The following is a 22,194-nucleotide window of genomic DNA, read 5'->3' as shown; positions in this document are numbered from 1 at the left end:
GGTCGGTTGATCGTCAGGCTAGGCAGCGCCGGCACCGCGGGGCTTTGTCCAATTCGCCCAAACGTCGCGGTGGCGGAGTACGGCGTTTTGTCCTCGGAACCAGCGTGTGCGGCGGCTCCCGTACGTCACAGTGGGGCACAGTCATCAGCGACGACGGGAGGCGACCATGAGCGACACCGGCGGCCGGATCGTGCTCGGCCGGCACCAGTACGGCAAGGCCGAGAATCGGGTGGTGCGCATCTACCGCGACACCGCCCGGCACGAGATCCGGGACCTGAACGTGTCCTCGTGCCTGCGCGGCGCGTTCGACGACGCGCATACCGTCGGCGATCAGGGCACGGTGCTGCCGACGGATTCGCAGAAGCAGACCATCTACACCTACGCCAAGAGCCACGGCGACGGCAGCATCGAGGAGTACGGGCTGGCCCTGGCCCGGCACTTCGTCGACGACATCGAGCCCGTCGATTCGGCGCGCCTCGAGATCGAAGAGTATGCGTGGCAACGGGTTCCGGTCGGCGGCAGCGGGCACGACCACACCTGGACACGGGTGGGGCCGGAGGTGCGGGTCGCGGCGATCACCGTGAGCGGGACCGGTACGGACCGCCGCGAATGGGTGATCGGGGGCGTCAAGGATCTGGTGATCCTCAAGTCCACGGGTTCGGAGTTCGCGGGTTTCCTCGAAGACCCGTTCACCGTCCTCGAACCCGCCCACGACCGGATCCTGGCCACCAGCCTGATCGCCCGCTGGCGCTTCGCCACCCCGCCCCAGGACTGGGATGCCGCCTACCACGGGATCCGCGCCGCCATGGTCGAGACCTTCGCGACCCTGCACTCGAAGGCCTTGCAGCAGACCCTGTTCGAGATGGGCCGGGCCGCGCTGGCGGCGTATCCGTGTCTTGCGGAGATCCGCATGTCGGCCCCCAACAAGCATCACTTCGCTTACGACACAGACCGTTTCGGCGTCCCGAACAAGGGCGAGGTCTTCCACGCCGACGACCGCCCCTACGGCCTGATCCAGGCGAGTGTGCTGCGCGAGGACGCCCCGGACGCCGGAACCGCCTGGGATCCCTACACGGGCGCGGTCTGACCGGCCAGCGTGCGCACCGCCAGATACAGATCCAGTCGATCGTCCAGCCGCCCGAGATCGCGCCCGGTGAGCTCCTCGATCCGGCCGATGCGGTAGCGAACGGTATTGAGGTGCAGGTGCATTCGATCGGCCGCCTGCCGCCACGAGCCTTCGCACCCGAGAAACACCTCCAGCGTCTCCAGCAGTCCGGCCCCGTGCCGCCGGTCGTAGTCCAGCACCGGACCCAGCACGCGTTCGGCGAATCGTCGCTGGAGGCCGCCGGGCACCGCGGTGAGCAGGCCGACGGCCGAATCGATATCGGCCACCCGCAGGCTGACCGGGGCCGCATCGTCGCGGGCCGCGGTGGCGGCGGCCGCCGCCGCGCCGATCACACCCGCCAGGGTTTCCTCCGGCTGCCGGGCGCTCACGCCGACCGCGAGCCGAATCTCGGTGAGCGCCGGTGCGATTCGCCCGAGACGCCGGACCACCGCGGCCGCGATCCCGTCCTGGGTTCCGGCCGTCACGCCGACCAGCCGGCCTTCGCGGTCGATCGACGTGGCGATATCCGGCAGGGCGTCGTGCAGGGCCGCGCGTACGGCCAGCAACCCGGCGGACGAATCGGCCCAGCTCGAAACCTGCTGCGGCGCCACAGGTCCCGCACTGCGAGCCGGTGCTCCCGCCCGTTCGATGGCGCCCGCGACACCCCCGGGCAGCGAGCGGCGCTGCGGCTCGCCCGGTTTGCGCACCGGGCCGGTCAGGCCGTCGGCGGCATGGACCTCGCAGACGAGGGCCGCCTCACACCGGTCCGCCCGTTCGGAGAACGGCACCGGGAAGCGGTCGGCCAGTTCCCAATCCAGGTGCTGTCGGTCGGCGCGACGCTGCCGGTACAGCTCCGCCACGGCCGCCAGATCCGCGCCGAACGGGTCCAGTTCCGGACCCGACGGGCGGATCACCAGGTACCAGGCGGTTATGCGGTCGCCCGCACCGACCTGGAGGACTCGCATCGCGCCGGTGGTGACCGCGGGCAGGCGTGGCGCGGTGAGCGCGGTGGCGACGATGCGATCGATATCCGGCTCGGCCAGGTCCTCGGTGCCGGCGATGACCGTCCCGGTCGAGGTCAGAATCCAGGCCGAAACCCGCTGTTCCGCCGCGAAATCCGCGACCAGGGTCTCGATACCGGTCCCGGCGGCGACCGCGGCCAGCAGCCGGCGTTGCCGGTCGGCGCGCGATTGCACCCGACGCCAGCGCACCTCGGCCGCCTGCTCGGCCAGGTATTCGATGATCCGGCTGAACGGCACGCTCTGAGGTGCGGACAGCAGCGGCAACCCGTGCCGGCGACAGGCCTCGACCACATCCTCGGGCACGTGCCCGTGCAGCGCCTGCCCGGCCACCACGCCGACGACCCCGGCTCCCGCCAGCAGGCCCACATAGCGGTCCGCATCCGCGGCCTGCTGCCGCCACACCAATCCGGTGCACACCAGCGCACCCGGTGTCACGAAGGGCCGGGGATCGGGCATATCCGTCGCACAGATCCTGGCGACCGGCCGATCCAGTTCCCCCGCGTCCCCGTGCAGCAGCCGCATCCGCAACTGCGGCGCATCGAGAATGTCGCGCACCCGCACAGCGCACCTCCCGTGGTCGGTCCGGATAGTCCGTCACGGTAGGAGGCTGTTATTTCCACGCGGTTTCCGGCGTGCTGCGGCGGGCTCACACCCGGTCGGTAGGGTGGTCGCCGTGACCCGCCGCATTCCAGTCCTGATCGTGGCCGGATTCCTCGGCGCCGGGAAGACGACGCTGCTCAACCGGCTGCTGCGGACCCGGAGCACGCGAATCGGGGTGGTGGTCAACGACTTCGGCGCGGTCAATATCGATGCCATGCTGGTGGCCGGGCAGGTCGACGCCATGGTGTCGCTGGGCAACGGGTGCGTGTGCTGCGCGGTGGATGTCAGCGAGCTGGACGACCTGTTCGACCGGCTGGCGCATCCCAGGCAGAAGATCGACGTCATCGTGGTGGAGGCCAGCGGACTGGCGGAGCCGCGCAATCTCATTCGCATGGTGGTCAACAGCGACAATCCGCGCATTCGCTACGGCGGGCTGGTCGAGGTGGTCGATGCCGAGCACTTCCCCGCGAGCCGCGAACTGCACCCGGAACTCGCGACGCACCTGCGCATGGCGGATCTGGTGGTGCTCAACAAGGCCGACCGCGTCGAGCCGACCGCGCTGGAGCGGCTGCGGTCGGAGATCACCGGGCTGGTCGGTCAGGTCCCGGTGTATCCGACCAGCCACGGGCGCGTCGACCCGGGCCTGCTGTTCGACGTCCCCACCCGCGAACCGCACCGGCCACGCGTCGGTGAACAGCTCAGCTTCGACGAGCTGCTGCTCGACGAGCACACCGATGACAGGCAGGGAGACCACTGCCACGAGCATGGCCAGGACTGCCGCGACCACCGGCACCTGCACGACGCCTACGACAGCGTCTCCTTCACCTCCGACACGGATCTGAATCCGCGCGAACTCATTGCGCTACTGGAGGATCCGCCCGCCGGCCTGTTCCGCGCCAAGGGCGTGCTGGCCTTCGCCGTCCCCGACGACCCGCGAAAGTTCGTGCTGCACATGGTGGGCCGCCACATCACCATCGAGCCCACCGCCTGGACCCGCCATGAACCCCGGCTCAGCAACCTGGTCCTCATCGGCTCCGGCCTCGACGCCGACGACGTCACCGCCCGCCTCCGCGCGACCGCCCATCTCGCCGGCGACCCCCTCGACGACCACGCCCTCCTCCCCGTCTGGCGCTATGTCGCCGACGACGACGCGCTTGTCGGCGAGGGCTGATTCCGCCTCGAGTTCCGCCCGCAGCTCCGCGGCTTCGGCGGCCAGCTCGTCCCGCATCTGCTCGCGTTCGGCGAGGGCGGCCCGCATGGTCTCGACACTGTCGTTCATGGCGGCCAGCCGCTGGTCGGCGCCCCGGAGCAGCCACTCCACCACGTCCCGCCGGCCGACGGCGGCGCTGGCGGCCCGGACCCACCCGACCACGTAGTCCACCCACTCCTGCGGCCTGGGCATGTCCTTGGGCACGTCCCAGCCCTTGCGCTGGGCGGCCTTGGTGGACAGCACCAGCTCCGCCCGCTTCCCGCGCCCGGGCGAATTCAGTTCCGCCAGTGACAGTTTCCCGGCACTCGTCACCACCACCGTGAACCGGTACTTCCCCGCCAGGTGCATGCGCAGCTCGGCGGTCCCCCGCCCATCGGAATCCATGGCCCCCAGCCACGGCCCGTCCGCCGCCTCGATGATGGTCGCCAGGATTTCCAGCTGCCCCACCCCGCGCCGCAGCCGCGCCGCAGCCGTCCGCAGCGCACCCGGCGTGGCCGTCATCTGATCCCAATGCATGCCCCGAACATAGCCCCCACCGCACCCGCCGCCGTGTTCGACTGGCCCGGTGAGTGATATGCCCGACCATCCGAATATCGAACTGGCCGTCCGTTACCACCGAGCCGTCGCGGCCGGCGCCACCGGAACGAGCCTGGCCGCCTACTTCCACCCCGACGTCGTGCAACGGGAGCTGCCGAACGCGCTGGTCCCGCAAGGCGCGACACGGAATCTGGACGAGATCCTGGCCGCGGCCGAACGCGGGCGGCAGGTGATTCGCGAGCAGCGGTTCGAGTTTCACCACGCCGCCGCCACCGGCGATCAGGTGGCCCTGGAGGTCACCTGGATCGGGGTACTGGCCGTGCCCGTCGGCGCTCTCGCCGCGGGTTCGGAGATGCGGGCGGAGATCGCCACCTTCCTCACCATCCGGGACGGATTGATCGTCGAGCAACGCAACTACGACTGCTACGTCACGAAGTTCTGAGCGTTCCGGGTGATTCGTGCCATAGCCTGGCGGCGTGCGAGTTGTGGAGCCTGGCGGCGTGCGAGTGGTAGTGGCGAATCGTGGTGAGGTCGCGGTCCGGGTGGTGCGGACGGCCCGGGAGCTCGGGTATGTGACGGAGGTGCTGCACACCGCCGAGGACAGCGGAAGTCTGGCGGTCCGGCTAGCCGACCGGGCGCTCGTACTGCCCGGCAGCGGCGCGGCGAGCTACCTCGATGTCGAATCCGTGGTGTGTGCCGCGGCGGCCTGCGGACCGGGCGCGCTCGTACACCCGGGGTACGGATTCCTCAGCGAGAGTGCGGAGTTCGCGGCGGCCTGCGCGGCGGCGGGACTGACCTTCGTCGGGCCCGCACCGGACGCGCTGCGGATTTTCGGGGACAAGGTCGCGGCGCGCGAGGCGGCCGCGCGCGCCGGGGCAGCGGTGCTGCCCGCGACCCGGGCCGGAGCCGGAGTAGACGAGATCGCCGCGCTGCTCGCCGAACATCCCGGCGGCGTCATGGTGAAGGCCGCGGCGGGCGGCGGCGGCCGGGGCATGCGGCCCGTGACCGAGGCGGCGCTGCTGGCGGAGGCCGTCGAACGCTGCCGGGCCGAGGCCCTCGCCGGATTCGGCGACGACAGCGTCTACGCCGAAGCCCTGGTCGACCGGGCACGGCACATCGAGGTGCAGGTGGTGGCCGACGGGCTCGGCGCGGTGGCGCTGGGCGACCGCGATTGCAGCGTGCAGCGGCGGCGGCAGAAGGTCATCGAGATCGCGCCCGCGCCGGAACTGCCCGCGGCCGTGCGGGATCGGGTGCAGCGGGAGGCGGTACTCATCGCCGAGGCGGTGGGCTGCCGGGGCGTCATCACCGTGGAGTTCCTGGTGGACGGCACGAATGTCTGGTTCCTGGAGGTGAATCCGCGCCTGCAGGTCGAGCACACCGTGACCGAGGCGGTGACCGGTGTGGATCTGGTCGCGCTGCAACTGGACCTGGCACAGGGCCGCACGCTGGCCGAACTCGATCTGCCCAAGAACGAGACCCGCGGCTACGCCGTGCAGGCGCGGGTCAATGCCGAACTGCTCGCGGCCGACAGCACGGTGCTGCCGAGCACCGGCGTGATCAGCCGCTTCGACGTCCCGACCGGCATGGGCGTGCGGGTCGACACCGCCGCCCAGGTGGGGATGCGGCAAGGGGTGCAGTTCGATTCGCTGCTCGCGAAGATCATCACGTCCGCGCCGTCGTACCGCGCCGCGCTGCAACGGTGTTCGGACGCGCTGGCCGAGACCGTGATCGGCGGTGTCGACACCAACCTGCACCTGCTGCGCGCCGTGCTCGCCGAACTCGGCGACGCGGGCCCGGTGACCACGGCCTGGTTCGAACGGCGCCTCGACGACCTGCGCTCCCGGGCAGAGGGTTTCGAGGATCCGACCGGGCCGCAGCCGGTACTGCAGGCCGCTGCCGCCGAGCTCGATCTGGACGAAGGCGAACAGGCCCTGCGCTCACCGATGGGCGCCACCGTCGTCTCGCTGGCCGAGCCCGGAACGGTTCTCGCCGCGGGAGCCGAGGTCGCGGTCCTGGAGGCCATGAAGATGCAGCACGTGCTGCGCGCGACCGAACCGCTGCGGGTGCTGCGGCACGCGGTCGCACCGGGTGCCGTGGTCGACCCGCACGCCATCCTGGTCACCTGGGTGGGCGCCGACCACGACGGCCCGGCCGCGGAATCGACCGTGGTGGACCTGGATTCGGTACGCGCCGACCTCGCCGAGGTGCTGGACCGCCACGACACCACCCTCGACGCCCGGCGCGAGACCGCGGTCGCCAAGCGGCATCGACTCGGCCGCCGCACCGCCCGCGAGAACATCACCGACCTGGTCGACCCCGACAGCTTCGTCGAATACGGCGCGCTGGCGGTCGCCGCCCAGCGCAGCCGCCGCAGCCTCGAGGACCTGATCGCCAACACCCCCGCCGACGGCCTGATCGCAGGCGTGGCGACCATCAATGCCGGCCGCTTCGGACCGGACCGCACCCGCGCGCTGGTCATGTCCTACGACTACACCGTGCTCGCCGGCACCCAGGGCATGCGCAATCACGCCAAGACCGACCGCATGCTGGAACTGGCTCGCGAGCAACGGCTTCCGGTGGTCTTCTTCACCGAGGGCGGCGGCGGCCGCCCCGGCGACACCGACCACGGCGGCATCTCCGGACTGGACGTCACCACCTTCCGCGCCATGGGCGCGCTGTCGGGCACGGTGCCGCTCATCGGCATCGTCTCCGGCCGCTGCTTCGCCGGCAATGCCGCCCTGCTCGGCATGTGCGATGTCGTGATCGCCACCCCCGACGCCAATATCGGCATGGGCGGCCCCGCCATGATCGAGGGCGGCGGACTGGGCGTGTACGCGCCCGAGGACATCGGCCCGATCGAGGTGCAGCGCCGCAATGGCGTCGTCCACATCGTCGCCGCCGACGAGGCCGAGGCGGTCGATCTGGCCCGCCGCTACCTGTCGTACTTCCAAGGGGCGGAAGCGGAGTGGGAAGCGCCCGACCCGCGCCTGGCCCGCCACGTGGTGCCCGAGAACCGGCTGCGCGCCTTCGACATTCGCGCGGCCATCGACGCCATCGTGGATATCGGGTCGGTGCTGGAACTGCGCCGGGACTGGGGCGTCGGCATCGTCACGGCCCTGGTCCGGGTCGAGGGCCACCCCTTCGGCCTCATCGCCAACGACTGCCACCACCTGGGCGGCGCCATCGACGCACCGGCGGCCGACAAACTGTCCGCCTTCCTGCAGCTCTGCGGCGCCCACGGCCTGCCCATCGTGTCCCTCTGCGACACACCGGGTTTCATGGTCGGCCCCGAGGCCGAGGAGCACGCCACCGTCACCAAGTTCAGCCGCCTGTTCATCGACGCCGCCGCCCTCGACGTGCCCTTCGGCACCGTCATCCTGCGCAAGGGCTACGGCCTGGGCGCGCAGGCCATGGCGGCGGGCTCCTTCCGCGCACCCCGCTTCGTGATCGCCTGGCCCACCGGCGAGATCGGCGGCATGGGCCTGGAGGGCGCGGTCCGCCTGGGCTTCGCCAAGGAGCTGGCCGCCATCGAGGATCCGGTGCAGCGGCAGGCCGCCTTCGATGCACTGGTCCAGGCCGCCTACGACAGCGGCAAGGCCCTCACCGCCGCAACGGTTCTCGAACTCGACGACGTCATCGACCCGGCCGACACCCGCCGCTGGGTACGGACCCTGCGCTGAGAGAACTCCGCGCCGTGAACCGGCATCGCTACACCGACCGGCCCCGGATCTTCCGGTAGGAGGCATAGGCCATGGTGAGCGCCGCGACTCCCCCGAGGGAAGAGCCGACGCTCACATACCTGCGACGCCGCGACCCGGATATCCGGGCCCGCAGGCGTTCCTCGGTGAGATCTGCGTACCGGCCGGGCAACACTGTGTCGAAGTACTCGGTGACGAAGTTGTCGGTGCGCCGGGTGGGCAGACCCATGTCGCCCATCAGCTCGTCGATGTGGTGGGTCAGGTACGGGCCGAGGTAGTAGCCCTCCCTGCGTTCGGGCATGACCTCGCCCAGCCACGTCCCGACACGCGCTATCTCCCTGTGCATGCCGTCGACGCCGGGCAGGGCGAGCTCACCCAGAAAATGCTGGGAAAGCCAGTGCGCGGACACCTCCGCGGTGAGCTGGCAGGCGTCGGACGAGCCGTATCCGATGAAGCCGAGCCGCGGCAGCGTCGGCGGCAGAATGTGCCGGTAGAGCTGGAACCGGCCCTCGACCCGGACGGTCTTGGCCAGCTCGGGCGCCAGGAATTCCAGCTCCTGCCGCCAGCCGGTGGCGAAGACGACGACATCGGCGTCGAGCTGATCGCCCCCGGCCAGTTGGACCGCGGTTCCGCCGGGAAAGGCCATGATGGTGTCGCGCCGCAAGGAGATTCGCCCGCGCCGGGCCATCCGGAAGAACTCGTCGCTGACACCCAGATTCTCGATCCCCGCCGGCAGCGGCGCGTCCGGCACCATGACCTTCGGCGACCGCAGTAGCAACCGCATCGAAGCCGAGATCACCCGCCAATACCGTTCGGTGAACTTCTTGCCCGGCCCGTGCAGGAATCGCTCGATCAGGGTCTGCCGGTGATAGCGGAAGAACGCTTCGGTGCTGCGGTTCAGGATGATCCGGTCCGAGGGCACCCGGCCCGGCAGGAACCGCGGCAGCATCGGATGGGCCCGGCGGAACACCAGCGTGCACTCCCGCGCGTGCTCCCCCGCCCAGGCCGCGCAATCCAGCGCCGACTTCCCGGCCCCGACCACCACCACCCGCCGGCCGGTGAACAGCCTCGGATCGGTGGCCCGGCTGGAATGCAGCCGCACGCCGCCGAACTCCTCCTCGCCCTCGATGACCGGGAGCTGCGGGTTGGAGAACACGCCCGCGCACACCACCACGAAGTCGAACCGCAGCTCCTCGACCCCGTCCGGGCCGCAGACTTTCAGCACGAAGCCCTCGCCCGCCTCGGACACCCGGATCACCTCGGTCGACAGCCGCAGCAGCGGCGACAGCCCGAAGCGCTCCACGTAGGACGCCAGGTAGTCCCGCACCTGCGCAGCCGTCGGGAACACCTCGGCCGACTCCGGATATGGGTGATCGGAGTAGGCGTAGGTATCACGGGAATTGTTGGTGCGCAGGCCCGGATAGGTCCGGGCCTCGATCCATACCCCGCCTGCCGCGCCCTCCTTGTCGAAGACGACGACCTCGAATCCGTCGTCTCGCAGCACTTTCGCGGTGACCAGCCCCGCGATACCGGCCCCGATGATCCCGGCCCGTTTTCCACCCGCACTCGTCACGTCCGCTGTTTCCCCTCTGGACCTGCACGTTTCGAGGCTCACGCTACGGCAGAGCGAGATCCGGCGTGCCGGCGTCGGGGCAATTCGCCAATCGGTAGATCAATTGGGAGTGTCGTGACTTCTCGCTGAAATCGCTTAAACGGGACTAATTTACGAGACCGGAAGCTCCGGGATCCGGGTGGCGCGGGCATACACGGTCTCGCCCTCCGCCAGGTGCAGCGCGGCGGCGTCACCACGAGTCACCTGCGCGGTGAACAGATCACCGGTGGCCGCGTTGCGCAGCTCCACCCGCACCTCGAACCCGAGCTGCACGACCCGCTCCACCGTCGCGCGGGTGACACCGGCGGATTGCGCGGTGCCCTCGTGCGCGGCCAGCGCCATGCTCGGATCCCGGCCGACGCGAATATCGTGCGGCCGCACCAGATGCCCGTTCAGCTTGGCCACCGCGCCCAGGAACGACATGACGAATTCATTGGCGGGCCGGTCGTACACGTCCTCCGGAGTGCCGACCTGCTCGATGCGGCCCTTGTTCATGACCGCGATGCGATCGGCCACATCCAGGGCCTCCTCCTGATCGTGGGTGACCAGCACGGTGGTGACGTGCACCTCCTCGTGCAGCCGCCGCAGCCAGGTACGCAGGTCCGCACGGACTTTCGCGTCCAGCGCGCCGAACGGCTCGTCCAGCAGCAGCACCTGCGGATCCACCGCGAGCGCCCGGGCCAGGGCCATGCGCTGACGCTGACCACCCGACAGCTGCGCCGGATACCGGTGCTGGAAGCCGTCCAGGCCGACGATCTCGAGCAGGTCGTCGACCTTCTTCTTGATCTCGGCCTTGGGCCGCTTGCGGATCTTGAGCCCGAAGGCCACATTGTCGCGCACGGTCATGTGCTTGAACGCGGCGTAATGCTGGAAGACGAAGCCGATATCGCGCTTCTGCGGCGACACATTGGTGACATCGCGGCCCGCAATGGTGACCAGGCCGTTGTCGAGCGTCTCCAGTCCCGCGATCGAGCGCAGCAGCGTCGACTTGCCCGAACCGGACGGGCCCAGCAGCGCGGTCAGCTCACCCGACGGGATGTCGATGCTGACATCATCGAGCGCGGCGAAGGTGCCGTACCGCTTGTTCGCATTGGTCACGGTGATCATTTGGCAGTGCCCCGCTTGCGTTCGAGGAGGGTCATGAGCAGAAGGACGACGAGGGCGATGCCCATCAGCAGCGTCGCCGCGCAGTACGCGCCGAAGGTGTTGTGATCGTTCACGTATCGCCCGTTCACCAGCAGCGTGAGCGTCTGTGACTTTCCGGGCAGGCCGGTGGACACCATGATCACCGCGCCGAACTCACCCAGCGCCCGCGCCACGGTCAGCACGATGCCGTAGGTCAGGCCCCAGCGGATGGCCGGCAGCGTGATGCGCCAGAACGTCTGCCAGCCCGACGCGCCCAGGGTGGCCGCGGCCTGCTCCTGATCGTCGCCGATCTCGTGCAGCACCGGTTCCACCTCGCGCACCACGAACGGCAGCGTCACGAAGATGGTGGCGATCACCATGCCCGGCAGATTGAAGATGATCTTCAAGCCGTGGTGGTCCAGCCCGCCGAACCAGCCGTTGGCGCCCCACAGCAGGATCAGCGAAACACCCACCACCACCGGCGAAGTCGCCATCGGCAGATCCACCACGGCCTGCAGCAGATTGCGGCCGGGGAACTTCCCGCGCACCAGGGCGAGCGCGATGATCACACCGAAGATCACATTCACCGGCACCACGATCGCCACGATCGTCAGGGTCAGGTTGAACGCCGAGATCGCCGCGGGCGTGGAGATCGAGTCGTAGAACGCGCCGAAACCGCGTTCGAAGGTGCGCCACAGGATGATGCCCAGCGGCACCAGCAACAGCACGAACAGATACGCCAGCGCCACCGTGCGCAGCGAGATCTTCGTCCAGAAACCGAGCTTCATCAGGACTCCCGTTCCCGGCGCGCCAAACGGTCCGACGCGACCCGCAGGACGAACAGGGTGAGCAGCGAGATTGCCAGCAGCGCCACCGAGACCGCGGCGGCGTTCACCGGGCGGTCCACCTCGATCTGCTGCTGGATGTACTGCGAGGCCATCTGCGTCTTCTTCGGGATGCCGCCGCCGATCAGCACCACCGACCCGTACTCGCCGATGGCGCGCGCGAACGCGAGGCCCGAGCCGCTCACGATGGCGGGCGCCAGCGTCGGCAGGATGATGGTCCGGAAGGTGGTCCAGTTGTCCGCGCCCAGCGACGCGGCCGCCTGCTCCACATCCTGGTCGGCCTCGATGAGCACCGGCTGCACCGACCGCACCACGAACGGCAGCGTCACGAACGCCAGCGCCACCACCAGGCCCGGCTGGGTCGCATTGAGGTGGATGTCGAACGGCGACTGCGGCCCGTACAGCGCCAGCAGCACGATGCTGGCCACGATGGTGGGCAGGGCGAACGGCAGATCGATGAGCCCGTTCACGAAGCCCTTGCCCGGGAACTCGTCGCGCACCAGCACCCAGGCGATGAGCGTGCCCATCACCACATTGATCAGCGTCACGATGACCGACACGAACACGGTCACCTGCAGGGCGTCCAGCGCGCCGGGAGCGGTGACCGCGTCCCAGAACCCGGACCAGCCGTCCTCGAAGGACTTGACGGTCAGCGCGGCCAGCGGCAGCAGCACGATGATGCTGAGCCACAGCACGGAGGTGCCGATGCCGAGCGGGCCCACCGACCCGCTCACCCGGAACCAGGAACGGATCCGGCCCGGACCCGCCGACCGACGCGGGTTGTCGTCTACCGAAACGCCGGAACCAGGATCGGCTCCGGCGGTCGAGCTGCTGTCACTCACGGTTTCGAGTATCACTTGTGTCGCAGGTCACCCGGCTACTTGGTGGCCTTGTCGTAGATCTGGGCCACCGAGCCGGTGTTCGGTGTGAACAGATCCTTGTCCACGGTCTTCCAGCCACCCAGATCGTCGATGGTGTACAGCTTCTGCGGGGTCGGGAAGTCCTTGGCGTGGTCCGCGCGCACCTGCGGATCGACCGGGCGGAAGCCCGCCTCGGCGAACGCCTGCTGCGCGTCCTTGGTGTAGAGGAAGTCGCGGAAGGCGATGGCCTGCTTGAGGTTCTTGGCGTTCTTCAGCACCGCCACCGGGTTGTCGATGCGGAAGGTGGTGTCGGGCACGATGTGCTCGATCGGATCGCCCTTGGCCTCGGAGAAGATGGCCTCGTTCTCGTAGCTGATCAGCACGTCACCGGTGCCCTGCAGGAAGGCGTCGGTGGCCTCGCGGCCCGACTTCGGCTGCACGTGCACATGGGTGAGCAGCTGGCTCAGGTAGTCCAGACCGGCCTGCGGGTTCTTGCCGCCATCGCTCTTGGCGGCGTACGGGGCCAGCAGGTTCCACTTGGCCGAGCCCGAGCTGAACGGGTTGGGGGTGACCACCTCGGTGCCCGGCTTGAGCAGGTCGTCCCAGTTCTTGATGCCCTTCGGATTGCCCTTGCGGACCGCGATGGCCACCACCGAACCGAACGGAACACCCTTGTTGGCGTCGGAGTTCCAGCCCGCGTCGATCTGACCGGAGTCCACCAGGCGGGTGATATCGGGCTCGACCGAGAAGCTCACCACATCCGCCTCGGCGCCGTCCTTCACCTTGCGGGACTGATCGCCCGAGGGACCGTAGGAGGCCTGGAACTGGGTGCCCTTGCCGGGATCGGTCTTGTTGAAGACCGGAATCACCTTGTCGTAGGCGGCCTTCGCCACCGAATAGGCGTAGAGGTTGATATTGCCGCCGCCTCCGCTGGCCGGACCGCTGTCCTTGGTGTCGCTCGCGCCGCCGCTGCAGGCTGTGAGCACGGTGGCCGCGACCGCGGTGAGCGCGACGGCGAAGGTAGATCGGCGGGAGAGACGAATATTGCGCGACATCGGCGTGGACCTTTCGGGGCACCCGCCGGTGGGACGTCGGCCGGCGGGAATGACGTACTGCCGTAGACCCGTCGCTCGGGAATGCCGCGACGGTGGCGCTCCGGCCCGAGGGCCGCCGGGGGACGAACACGAACTGCGAAAAATGCGCGCGCCAAGTCTACTCAGACGTGCAGCAGTGCCCGATCGGCCATCAGCGACAGTGAATGTCCGCGACCGCGAGGCAACCCACAGCGATCAACGCCAATTCATGGCGGACCTGGGGCACAACACTCGAAGACACCCGGCGACTTTAGCAGAGCAGCACGTCAGGTCGCGAGTTTCGGACGGCGGTGGAATCGACTCGAGCGCAACCCTGGACGGACGCGGCAGACTGTATCGAGCGGCCCGATACCGCGTCGCCTGCCGAACACACACGGGGGAATCGATGACTACACCCGCTCGTATCCGCCGGGAGTTCCCCGGCATCTCCACTCGCGCCTGGGAGCATCCCGCCGACCGCACCGCACTGGTCGGGCTGCGGCAGTTGAGTGGATTCGACACCCTGCTGCGCACGCTGTCCGGGTTGTTGCAGGAGCGGCAGCACCGGCTCATGTACCTGGCGACCGCGGTGCGGGTCGACGAGCGGCAGTTCAAGAACATCCATCAGCTGCGCGAGGACGCGGTCAAGATCCTCGACGCGCAGCGCACGCCGGAGATGTTCGTATTGCAGCAGCCGGAGGCCAATGCCTTCACCATCGGCATGGACCGGCCGTTCATCGTGCTGACCACCGGGCTGCTGGATCTGCTCGATCCCGAGGAACTGCGGTTCGTGGTCGGCCACGAGCTCGGGCACGCCCTGTCGGGGCACGCGGTCTATCGGACCATGCTCATGCACCTGATGCGGCTGGCGGCCAATGTCGGCTGGATGCCGGTGGGCGGCTGGGCTTTACGCGCCATCGTGGCGGCACTGCTGGAGTGGAGCCGCAAGTCCGAACTGTCCGGCGACCGGGCCGGGCTGCTGGTCGGACAGGATGTGGAGGCGTCGGTCCGGGTGCACATGAAGCTGGCGGGCGGATCGCGGGTGGACCAGATGAGCCATGCCGCCTTCCTGGCCCAGGCCGATGACTACGACCGGGCCGGCGACCTGCGCGACGGCGTGCTCAAACTCCTCAATCTGGAGCTGCAGACCCATCCGTTCTCGGTGCTGCGGGCGGCCGAACTGCGGCGCTGGATCGCGAGCGGCGACTACGACCGGATTCTCGACGGCCAGTACCCGCGCCGGGATCAGGACAAGAACGTCCGCATCAGCGAGGAGATCAAACACGCCGCCCGGTCCTACCGGGAGAACTTCGACCAGTCCGAGGACCCCCTCATCCGCACCGTGCGCAACCTCGGCCGCGATGTCGGGGCCGCGGTCGGCACGGTGGGCCAGGAAGTGAGCGACACACTGTCGAAGCTGGGCAAGCGAATCCGCGGATCCGACGACTGACAGGGAAATGAGGGTGCGGGGGCCAGGCCCCCGCATCCCCATTCGATTCGAAGCTCGGTAACCCGCAGGGCTACTCGTCGCCCTCGACCACGGGCGGGGTCTCGAGGATGTCGAGGATCCACTCCTCGGTAGCGCTCTCGGCATCCTCCTCGTCGGGGCGGATGCGGTTGGTGAGGCGCACGCCCAGGCCCAGCAGCTGGGCGGCCTTCACCATGTCGATGGCCTCGTCGGGGCCGCAGTAGTGGGTAGCGATCAGACGGGGCTCGTCCTCGAAGTCTTCTTCGGACAGCACCAGTTCCAGGCCTTCATCGGTTGACATGGGTCTGCACAGTACGCCGAGAATTCGCCCGAGCGGTACCGAAACTCGCTCAGCGAGTGAACAACCAGGCGACGACTACGAGAACAAGCAGTGCGATCAGGGCGAGCTGGACACGGGAGCGAGGCATCTCAGGCGGCTTCCTTCCGGATGCGGCGCGGCGGCGTGGCGGGGACAGTCGCCTCCCGCGTGGCGATCCGATCACGACCGAGGACCCGCAGCACCACCCGCAACGTCCGGTCGAGCAGGTAGGCGATGGCCAGGCAGACCGGCACCATGGCCGCCAGCACCACCGCGAACTGGGGAACGAAGGGCAGGCCGGCCACCCAGAGTTCGACGCCGTCCCACCATCCTGCAATCGCATGCACGACCCCAGCCTAGGCCGACTGGTCAGTGGTGGACGATTCGGGCCGTTCAGACCGATCATGGTGGGTATGGATGCGTACGACGAACCGGAATCCGCCGACCGTCCGCTGGGCAGCGAGACAGGCATCGATCCCGACGCGAACTATGACGAGCCGTCCGAGGTGGACGCCCCGCAGGACCCCCTCTCGCCCGCGGACCCCACCCTGGCGGACGCCTTCCTGCCCACCGCGACCGGCGCGATGCATCATTCGGTGTTTCCCCCCATCGACGACTACGCCTTCCTGTCCGACTGCGAGACCAACTGCCTCATCGCCCGCAACGGCTCGGTGGAGTGGATGTGTATCCCGCGGCCGGACTCCCCGAGCATCTTCGGGGCCATGCTGGACCGCAGCGCGGGCCACTTCCGCATCGGCCCCTACGGCCGCAAGGTGCCGGCCGCCCGCCGGTATCTGCCCGGCGGGCTGATCGTGGAAACCACCTGGCAGACCGAGACCGGCTGGCTCATCGTGCGTGACGCGCTGGTGCTGGGTGCGTGGCACAACAACCGGTCCCGCAGCCGCAGCCACAAGCGCACGCCCATGGACTGGGATGCCGAGCACATGCTGCTGCGCACGGTGAAGTGCGTGAACGGCGTGGTCGAGCTGGAGATGAGCTGCGAACCCGCCTTCGACTACCACCGCGGCCCGGCCACCTGGCACTACAGCGGCGACGTGTACGAAAGGGCCAGTGCCACCTGCGATATCGAAGGCGCCCCGGGCCTCACTCTGACCACGGATCTGCGGCTGGGGATCGAGGGCCGCGAGGCCCGCGCCCGCACCCGCATGAAGGAGGGCGACGAGGTGTTCGTGGCCCTGTCCTGGTCGGACCTGCCGCCGCCGCGCACCTTCGCCGAGGCGGCGGAGAAGATGTGGCAGACCACCGAATGCTGGCGGCAGTGGATCACGCTGGGGCGCTTCCCCGATCACCCGTGGCGCGGCTACCTGCAGCGCAGCGCGCTGACATTGAAGGGCCTCACCTACGCGCCCACCGGCGCGCTGCTGGCGGCGGCCACCACATCGCTGCCGGAAACCCCCGGCGGCGAACGCAACTGGGACTACCGCTACACCTGGGTGCGCGATTCCACCTTCGCCCTGTGGGGTCTGTACACCCTCGGCCTGGATCGGGAGGCCGACGACTTCTTCGCCTTCCTGCACGATGTCGCGACCGACGACAACAGCAAACCGGTGGCGCTGCAGGTGCTCTACGGCATCGGCGGGGAACGCCAGATCACCGAGTCCGAACTCCCGCACCTGTCCGGTTACGACGGGGCGCGACCGGTGCGCGTCGGCAACGGCGCCTACAACCAGGACCAGCACGACATCTGGGGCACCATACTGGATTCCGTGTACCTGCACGTGAAGTCGCGTCAGCAGGTGCCGGAAACGTTGTGGCCCATGCTCGAACGACAGGTGCAGGCGGCAATCGAGAACTGGCGCAGCCCCGATCGCGGTATCTGGGAGGTCCGCGGCGAGCCGCAGCACTTCACCTCCTCGAAGGTCATGTGCTGGGTGGCGTTGGACCGCGGCGCGAAACTGGCGGAGCTGCACGGGGAATTCGACTATGCCCGGAAGTGGCACGAGATCGGCGAGGAGATCCGCGCCGACATCCTCGACAACGGCGTCAACTCCGAGGGCGTGTTCACCCAGAGCTACGGCAGCGACACCCTGGATGCCTCACTGTTGCTGGTGGTGCTGCTCCGCTTCCTGCCGCCCACCGATCACCGGGTGCGGGCCACCGTGCTGGCCATCGCCGACGACCTGACCGAGAACGGCCTGGTGCTGCGCTACCGCACCGAGACCACCGACGACGGCCTGTCCGGCGAGGAGGGCTCGTTCACCATCTGCTCGTTCTGGCTGGTGTCGGCGCTGGTGGAAATCGGTGAGCTGCACCGCGCCCGGCAGCTGTGCGAGCGGCTACTCGGCTATGCCAGCCCGCTCAAGCTGTACGCCGAGGAGATCGACTCGCGGACCGGACGACACCTGGGCAACTTCCCGCAGGCCTTCACCCACCTGGCCCTGATCAACGCGGTCATGCACGTGATCCGGGCCGAGGAATCCCATCACGTGGGCCAGTTCCATCCGGCCCACTTTGGGCGCTGAAAAGACCACCGGGAAAAAGTAATCGGCCGCTCTCGCGGCCGATTCCTTTCGGTACCAGGGATTCTCGTCAGTACGAGGGGTTCTCGCCGATGGCGTCGGCGTGCTCCCGGATATCGCGCAACCGGACCAGCGAACGCTCGATCTCGGTCAGCCGGGCCTCCCGCCCCGCGCCCGAGTGCACGGTGGCCGCCTCCTCGGCGGCGCGCAGCGACGCGTCCACCGAACGCAGTGTGGCCGTAGCGATCTCGGTGAAGTGATCGCGCAGGCTGCGCTGCACCGCGCGCAGCCGGTAGCGGGACTCCTTGCTCACCTGGAAGATCACATCGTCCATGAGCCGGGCCACCGCCATCTTGGCCTCGGCCTGTCGGCGCTGGCGGCGAGCCTTGCGGTCGTCCCACAGCGCGTTCACGCCCAGCAGCACCGCCGCGCCGCCGGAGTACCAGTTCACCAGCGACATGTGCAGCAGGCTGGTGATCAGGCCGACCATGAGCAGGCCGCCATAGGAGCCGCGCAGCGCGGTCAGCACCTGCTGGGTGATGCCGTGCTTGGCGCTGTCCAGATTGTCCAGCGCGGCAACGGGTTCCAGCACCGCGCCGACATCGCCAGGATTGTCGAGCTTGAGATCGGGGGTGGGGATGCCGCTGTCGGGGAACTTCGCCGCCACCTGCTCGGCCAGCTCCACCGACCGGTAGTGGGCGATGACGAAGTTCTCCTCCACCGCCTCACAGATCTTGGCGTCCAGATCCGCGCCGAAATCCGCCCAGCGCCGAACCGGATCGGCCTTCATGATGTCGGCCTCGGCGTCGCGGATCAGGCTGCGCAGCCGGTGCCGCAGATCGTGTTCGGTGTCGGCCATCAGCTCGCCCGCGCCGTCGGCCAGGGTGACCTGCCAGTTGGCGGAGCGCTGGCGGAGCTGCTCGGCCTCCTCGCGGGTGCGGCGCAGCTGCTCGGTGATGACGGTCAGCCGGCGCGGATCCCGCAGCGTCTCGGCCTCACTGCGCAGAGCCAGCGACAGATGGTCGGTGATGAGCCGGATGTCGCGCACCGCGGCCTCCACCGCGACGGCGTCCGCGCGGCCCAGCACATAGGAGCGCAGATGGTCGAGCAGTTGCGGCACACCGGATTCCAGATCCAGCTGCCCGTCCCCCGAGGCGGCCGCGTGCTCGTGCAGCCGCGCCGAGGCCGGGGCCACCGCGAAGGCCAGCCCGGCGTCGTCGAGCAGCTGCCGGTCGTGCTGCTGCACCTGTGGCCACTGCGGATACTGGTCGATCTTGTTGAGCACGCAGACGACTGTCGGGCACACCTGTTGAATCCGCTGCAGCTGCTCGATCTGCGCCGGGGTGAACGGCGCCCGGGCATCGGCCACGTACAGCACCGCGTCCGCGGCGGCGATCAGCGACCAGGTGGCCGGCGCCTCGGCGGGCGCGCCGGGCGCGTCCAGCACCACGAAGCCCTCCGCCAGCAGCGGGCTGGGCTGAGTGAACTCGGCCCGGATGACGTCACCGGAATCCAGCTCGGCCAGCGCCGCCTGCGGATCCACGGCGGTGCGCTGGGCGGTGCCGCCCGGGCTCGCCTTCACCAGGGTGGCGCTGGGCTGCGGACCGTACTCGGCGATCACCGGGACGCTGGCCTGGCCCTCGGTGGCACTCACCGCGGCCCCGACCAGGCTGTTGACCAGCGTGCTCATCCCGCTCTTGGATTCGCCCACCACGACCAGCCGCACCCGCGGGTCGGCCAGGCGCGCACGCGCGATGCCCAGCCGCCCGGACAGATCGAGCCGGCCGGAGGCGTGGGTCAGTTCGAGTAGCCGGTCGAGCAGATCGACCAGCGGACCCAGCGCATCGGGATTCTTCACCGCTACCTGATGACCGGGGGCGATCACAGCAGCAGCATGTGATCGCCCGGACCCTGTACCGGGGAGTGGGCGTCGACGAACGAGGCATCGGGACCGAGGCCGGAGAACAGCCCGGCATCGTGCACCAGCAGACCGCCGTCGTGCACCGAGAGCGGGTGCAGCGCGGAGTCGTCGGCGATCGGCAGCACGTGTTTACCCGAATCGAACTGATCCGCTATGGGTTTCACCGGCTGCGGCGGGTCGATGTGCGGCGGCGTGGTGATCGGCTGCTGCACGGTCGGCGCCGGGGCGACGGTCGGCACGGGCGCGACCGAAACACTGGGCTGCCCACTGTGATCGGGCACGGTCGGCACGGTCGGCTGCGCCGTCGGGGCGGTCGGGTGCGGCGGGTTGGTGACGGTCGGCTGATGGGTCGGTACGGGATCGTCGGTGGGTACCGTGACGGTCGGCGTGCTGCCGTGGGTCCCGGAATCGTCCACCGGCTTCTGCGGCTTGACGGTGATGTCGGTGTCGCCACCGGGGGTCACCGGCGCGGTCGCGACCGGGGTGCTGCCGCCCTTGGTGAGATCGGGGTCCAGGCCCGGGATCTTGGTGGTCGGAATCGGCGGCACGGTGGTGAGCACCGGCGCGGGATCGGTCTTGACCGGCACGCTGACGTGCGGGGCGGGCGTCGGCGTGGCCTCCGACGGGAGCGGCTTGTCCGCCAGCGTCACCGGGTGGCCGGGCGCGGTGGGCTCACCGCTGGCCAGCACGGGCTGGCGACCATGATCGAACAGTGCGGGGGCCACGGCCGCGGGCGCGGTCAGCGGCGACGGACCGCCGTGCGTCGACAGCAGATTCGCGATCGGCTGGTTGGCGGCATCGGGCTGGATGGTGGTCTGCAACGGCGTCACCGCGAGCGGCTGCACCACCGCGACCGGCGCGGCCACGACCGGGGCGACGGCGGCGGTCGCCACGGGCGCGGCGACCGGCGCGTTCGCCGGCGGGAACGTCACGGGCGCAGCCGACGCCGACGGCGTGACCGGGGTGGTCCCGAGGGAGAGCGGACCCGACGGCGCGGCGGTGGTCGGCGCACCGACCGGCGATCCGGACAGATTCAGCGACGAGCCGCTCGCGACCCCGGGCGAATTCGAGCCCGGCACAGCGGAAGTGGACGCGGAACCCGTCGGTGCCTCGGACATGCCCTGGCCCGGAACGGAATTCGCCGCAGCGGGCGTGGCCGACCCCTGCGACGGGAACGGTTGCCCCAGGTTGTTGGGCGTCGATGCGCCCGGCAGGCTCGGCGCACCACCGTTGTTCGGCAACGTGGTATTCGCCGGGATGTGCGAAATCCCCTGTCCCAGCTGCTGACCGTAGGCATCGAGCTGGTGCCCGACCGCACCGACACCCACATCCATCGACAGATTCGAGTGGATCCACGCGCCGTCCAGCCCGACATGGGCGTCGAACGACCAGTCGGTGCCGACGAAGAGACCGGTCCCCTGGCCGGCAGTGCTGCCGACGCCGTCGAACGCGCCGGAGTGGTCGGCGAGACCGGTGTCGGCGCCGGGCGCGAAGGACGCGCCGTTCATCCCGGGCAGGTGCATCCCGGTGGCGCCGGGCAGCCCGAAACCGGGCAGGCCCTGCTGGAAGCCGGGCAGACCCTGCAGGAAGTTCGGCTGCTGCTGGTCGAGGGTCGGCAGATGCGGCTGGGCCGGAGCCGAATCCGCCTGCTGGTCAGTGGAATTGTCGAGCGGCAGACCCCAGCCGGGGCGCGGCCCGTAGGTCGGCAGGCCGGACGCACCGGTGTCGGTGTCGGGCAGGCCGAGGCCGTGGAAGCCGGAGATCGCCGGGTCGTTGGCCGGGATCGCGTCGAGCGACGGGAACAGTCCCGCGTCGGTGCCGTGCTGGTAGTCGCCGAGCGGGCCGAAGTGCCCGTTCACCGGCGCGGCGGCCGCCGGACCGTGGTGCGGGCGCACCGAATCCGCGGTCAGGTCCGGGAAGGTGACGGTCGGGCTCGGCACATTCGGCTGCGGGTCGTCGACCTGCGACCAGCCCACATTCTTGCTGTCGTGGTTGATGGCCGGGGTACCGCCGTGATTGCCACCGGCGGCGATGAGCGCGCCACCGGTGACGTACGCGCCTGCCCTGGCCACGCGCGCGACTCCGTTGGCAATGCGGTAGGCGGCGTCTCCGCCGTTGTCACCGGTATCGGCAGCGTCGTCGAAGGGCAGATCACGCGTCATCTGGGCTCCGCTCTCAGGGCTTCGGCGACCCGCCGCGCGGGCCGCCGAACCAAACTCGTTTCACACCCTATTTCCGGATAACCGGTCTGTCACATCCACCAGGTCGGAGGCGGTGCGCTCAGCGGTGCGTCACATAGCTTGTCACCCGGCATATCAG

The 22,194-nt window shown here is 69.5% G+C and carries 17 protein-coding genes; 6 read left to right on the top strand and 11 right to left on the bottom strand.

Annotated features, from left to right (window positions below):
- Positions 1–166: 166 nt before the first annotated feature.
- The gene (pucL, locus tag ABZ909_RS09775) at positions 167–1,087 is read left to right on the top strand and encodes a factor-independent urate hydroxylase (RefSeq protein ID WP_356997421.1); all 921 of its coding nucleotides are present in this window, start codon (positions 167–169) and stop codon (positions 1,085–1,087) included.
- Here pucL and ABZ909_RS09770 read toward each other — a convergent pair.
- Positions 1,069–2,682: a helix-turn-helix domain-containing protein gene (locus ABZ909_RS09770; RefSeq protein ID WP_356997420.1), complete on the bottom strand. Its 1,614-nt coding sequence runs from the start codon at positions 2,680–2,682 to the stop codon at positions 1,069–1,071. The two genes, pucL and ABZ909_RS09770, sit on opposite strands and share 19 nt — an antisense overlap.
- A gap of 118 nt (positions 2,683–2,800) precedes the next feature.
- Here ABZ909_RS09770 and ABZ909_RS09765 point away from each other — a divergent pair, with 118 nt between their 5' ends.
- The 3 genes from ABZ909_RS09765 (at position 2,801) to ABZ909_RS09755 (ending at position 8,154) form a co-directional block, all read left to right on the top strand.
- On the top strand, positions 2,801–3,898 hold the full coding sequence (locus ABZ909_RS09765) for a CobW family GTP-binding protein (protein ID WP_356997419.1): 1,098 nt from the start codon (positions 2,801–2,803) through the stop codon (positions 3,896–3,898).
- A 613-nt stretch (positions 3,899–4,511) separates the two neighbouring features.
- Complete coding sequence (locus ABZ909_RS09760; RefSeq protein ID WP_356997898.1) at positions 4,512–4,916, top strand: nuclear transport factor 2 family protein; 405 nt, start codon at positions 4,512–4,514, stop codon at positions 4,914–4,916.
- Between the two features lie 34 nt (positions 4,917–4,950).
- Entirely contained in the window at positions 4,951–8,154 is a 3,204-nt protein-coding gene (locus ABZ909_RS09755) for a carboxyl transferase domain-containing protein (RefSeq protein ID WP_356997417.1), read from the top strand.
- A gap of 28 nt (positions 8,155–8,182) precedes the next feature.
- Here the strand turns inward: ABZ909_RS09755 and ABZ909_RS09750 are convergent, their stop codons facing one another.
- The 6 genes from ABZ909_RS09750 to ABZ909_RS09725 form a co-directional block, all read right to left on the bottom strand.
- Positions 8,183–9,745 carry an NAD(P)/FAD-dependent oxidoreductase gene (locus tag ABZ909_RS09750; protein WP_356997415.1) on the bottom strand — a complete coding sequence of 521 codons (1,563 nt, stop codon included), beginning with the start codon at positions 9,743–9,745 and terminating at the stop codon, positions 8,183–8,185.
- 150 nt (positions 9,746–9,895) lie between these two features.
- Positions 9,896–10,891, bottom strand: coding sequence for a sulfate ABC transporter ATP-binding protein (locus tag ABZ909_RS09745; protein WP_354835064.1), 996 nt, complete (start codon positions 10,889–10,891; stop codon positions 9,896–9,898).
- Entirely contained in the window at positions 10,888–11,697 is an 810-nt protein-coding gene (gene cysW, locus ABZ909_RS09740) for a sulfate ABC transporter permease subunit CysW (protein WP_356997413.1), read from the bottom strand. Before cysW ends, ABZ909_RS09745 begins: the two co-directional genes overlap by 4 nt.
- Positions 11,697–12,506, bottom strand: coding sequence for a sulfate ABC transporter permease subunit CysT (gene cysT / locus ABZ909_RS09735; protein WP_356997897.1), 810 nt, complete (start codon positions 12,504–12,506; stop codon positions 11,697–11,699). The genes cysW and cysT overlap by 1 nt, the downstream gene beginning before the upstream one ends.
- A 125-nt stretch (positions 12,507–12,631) precedes the next feature.
- Entirely contained in the window at positions 12,632–13,669 is a 1,038-nt protein-coding gene (locus tag ABZ909_RS09730; protein ID WP_356997412.1) for a sulfate ABC transporter substrate-binding protein, read from the bottom strand.
- 190 nt (positions 13,670–13,859) lie between these two features.
- On the bottom strand, positions 13,860–13,949 hold the full coding sequence (locus ABZ909_RS09725) for an Ms4533A family Cys-rich leader peptide (protein WP_328601465.1): 90 nt from the start codon (positions 13,947–13,949) through the stop codon (positions 13,860–13,862).
- 144 nt (positions 13,950–14,093) lie between these two features.
- On the opposite strand from ABZ909_RS09725, the gene ABZ909_RS09720 reads away from it, so the two are divergent.
- Positions 14,094–15,137, top strand: coding sequence for a M48 family metallopeptidase (locus tag ABZ909_RS09720; RefSeq protein ID WP_356997410.1), 1,044 nt, complete (start codon positions 14,094–14,096; stop codon positions 15,135–15,137).
- A 70-nt stretch (positions 15,138–15,207) separates the two neighbouring features.
- Here ABZ909_RS09720 and ABZ909_RS09715 read toward each other — a convergent pair whose 3' ends face one another.
- Together ABZ909_RS09715 and ABZ909_RS09710 are read right to left on the bottom strand one after the other, a co-directional pair.
- Positions 15,208–15,456 (bottom strand): hypothetical protein, encoded by a 249-nt coding sequence (locus tag ABZ909_RS09715; protein WP_356997409.1) that lies wholly within the window; start codon positions 15,454–15,456, stop codon positions 15,208–15,210.
- Between the two features lie 128 nt (positions 15,457–15,584).
- Positions 15,585–15,821: a hypothetical protein gene (locus ABZ909_RS09710; RefSeq protein ID WP_356997407.1), complete on the bottom strand. Its 237-nt coding sequence runs from the start codon at positions 15,819–15,821 to the stop codon at positions 15,585–15,587.
- 237 nt (positions 15,822–16,058) lie between these two features.
- On the opposite strand from ABZ909_RS09710, the gene ABZ909_RS09705 reads away from it, so the two are divergent.
- The gene (locus tag ABZ909_RS09705; protein WP_356997895.1) at positions 16,059–17,957 is read left to right on the top strand and encodes a glycoside hydrolase family 15 protein; all 1,899 of its coding nucleotides are present in this window, start codon (positions 16,059–16,061) and stop codon (positions 17,955–17,957) included.
- Positions 17,958–18,024: 67 nt separating this feature from the next.
- On the opposite strand, the gene ABZ909_RS09700 is transcribed toward ABZ909_RS09705, so the two are convergent.
- Both ABZ909_RS09700 and ABZ909_RS09695 read right to left on the bottom strand, forming a co-directional pair.
- Positions 18,025–19,839 (bottom strand): hypothetical protein, encoded by a 1,815-nt coding sequence (locus tag ABZ909_RS09700; RefSeq protein ID WP_356997405.1) that lies wholly within the window; start codon positions 19,837–19,839, stop codon positions 18,025–18,027.
- Positions 19,836–22,037, bottom strand: a complete 2,202-nt coding sequence (locus ABZ909_RS09695) for a hypothetical protein (RefSeq protein WP_356997404.1) — start codon at positions 22,035–22,037, stop codon at positions 19,836–19,838. The genes ABZ909_RS09700 and ABZ909_RS09695 overlap by 4 nt, the downstream gene beginning before the upstream one ends.
- Positions 22,038–22,194 lie beyond the last annotated feature (157 nt).

The organism is Nocardia sp. NPDC046763 (assembly GCF_040645495.1).
Taxonomy (GTDB): Bacteria; Actinomycetota; Actinomycetes; order Mycobacteriales; family Mycobacteriaceae; genus Nocardia.
This window is presented reverse-complemented; position numbering and strand designations above follow the sequence as displayed.

Excerpts from the sequence above, each read along its gene's own strand:
- pucL (WP_356997421.1), top strand. The coding sequence starts at position 167 with ATGAGCGACACCGGCGGCCGGATCGTGCTCGGCCGGCACCAGTACGGC.
- ABZ909_RS09760 (WP_356997898.1), top strand. The coding sequence starts at position 4,512 with ATGCCCGACCATCCGAATATCGAACTGGCCGTCCGTTACCACCGAGCC.
- ABZ909_RS09745 (WP_354835064.1), bottom strand. The coding sequence starts at position 10,891 with ATGATCACCGTGACCAATGCGAACAAGCGGTACGGCACCTTCGCCGCG.
- cysW (WP_356997413.1), bottom strand. The coding sequence starts at position 11,697 with ATGAAGCTCGGTTTCTGGACGAAGATCTCGCTGCGCACGGTGGCGCTG.
- ABZ909_RS09730 (WP_356997412.1), bottom strand. The coding sequence starts at position 13,669 with ATGTCGCGCAATATTCGTCTCTCCCGCCGATCTACCTTCGCCGTCGCG.
- ABZ909_RS09720 (WP_356997410.1), top strand. The coding sequence starts at position 14,094 with ATGACTACACCCGCTCGTATCCGCCGGGAGTTCCCCGGCATCTCCACT.
- ABZ909_RS09715 (WP_356997409.1), bottom strand. The coding sequence starts at position 15,456 with ATGTCAACCGATGAAGGCCTGGAACTGGTGCTGTCCGAAGAAGACTTC.
- ABZ909_RS09705 (WP_356997895.1), top strand. The coding sequence starts at position 16,059 with ATGCATCATTCGGTGTTTCCCCCCATCGACGACTACGCCTTCCTGTCC.
- ABZ909_RS09695 (WP_356997404.1), bottom strand. The coding sequence starts at position 22,037 with ATGACGCGTGATCTGCCCTTCGACGACGCTGCCGATACCGGTGACAAC.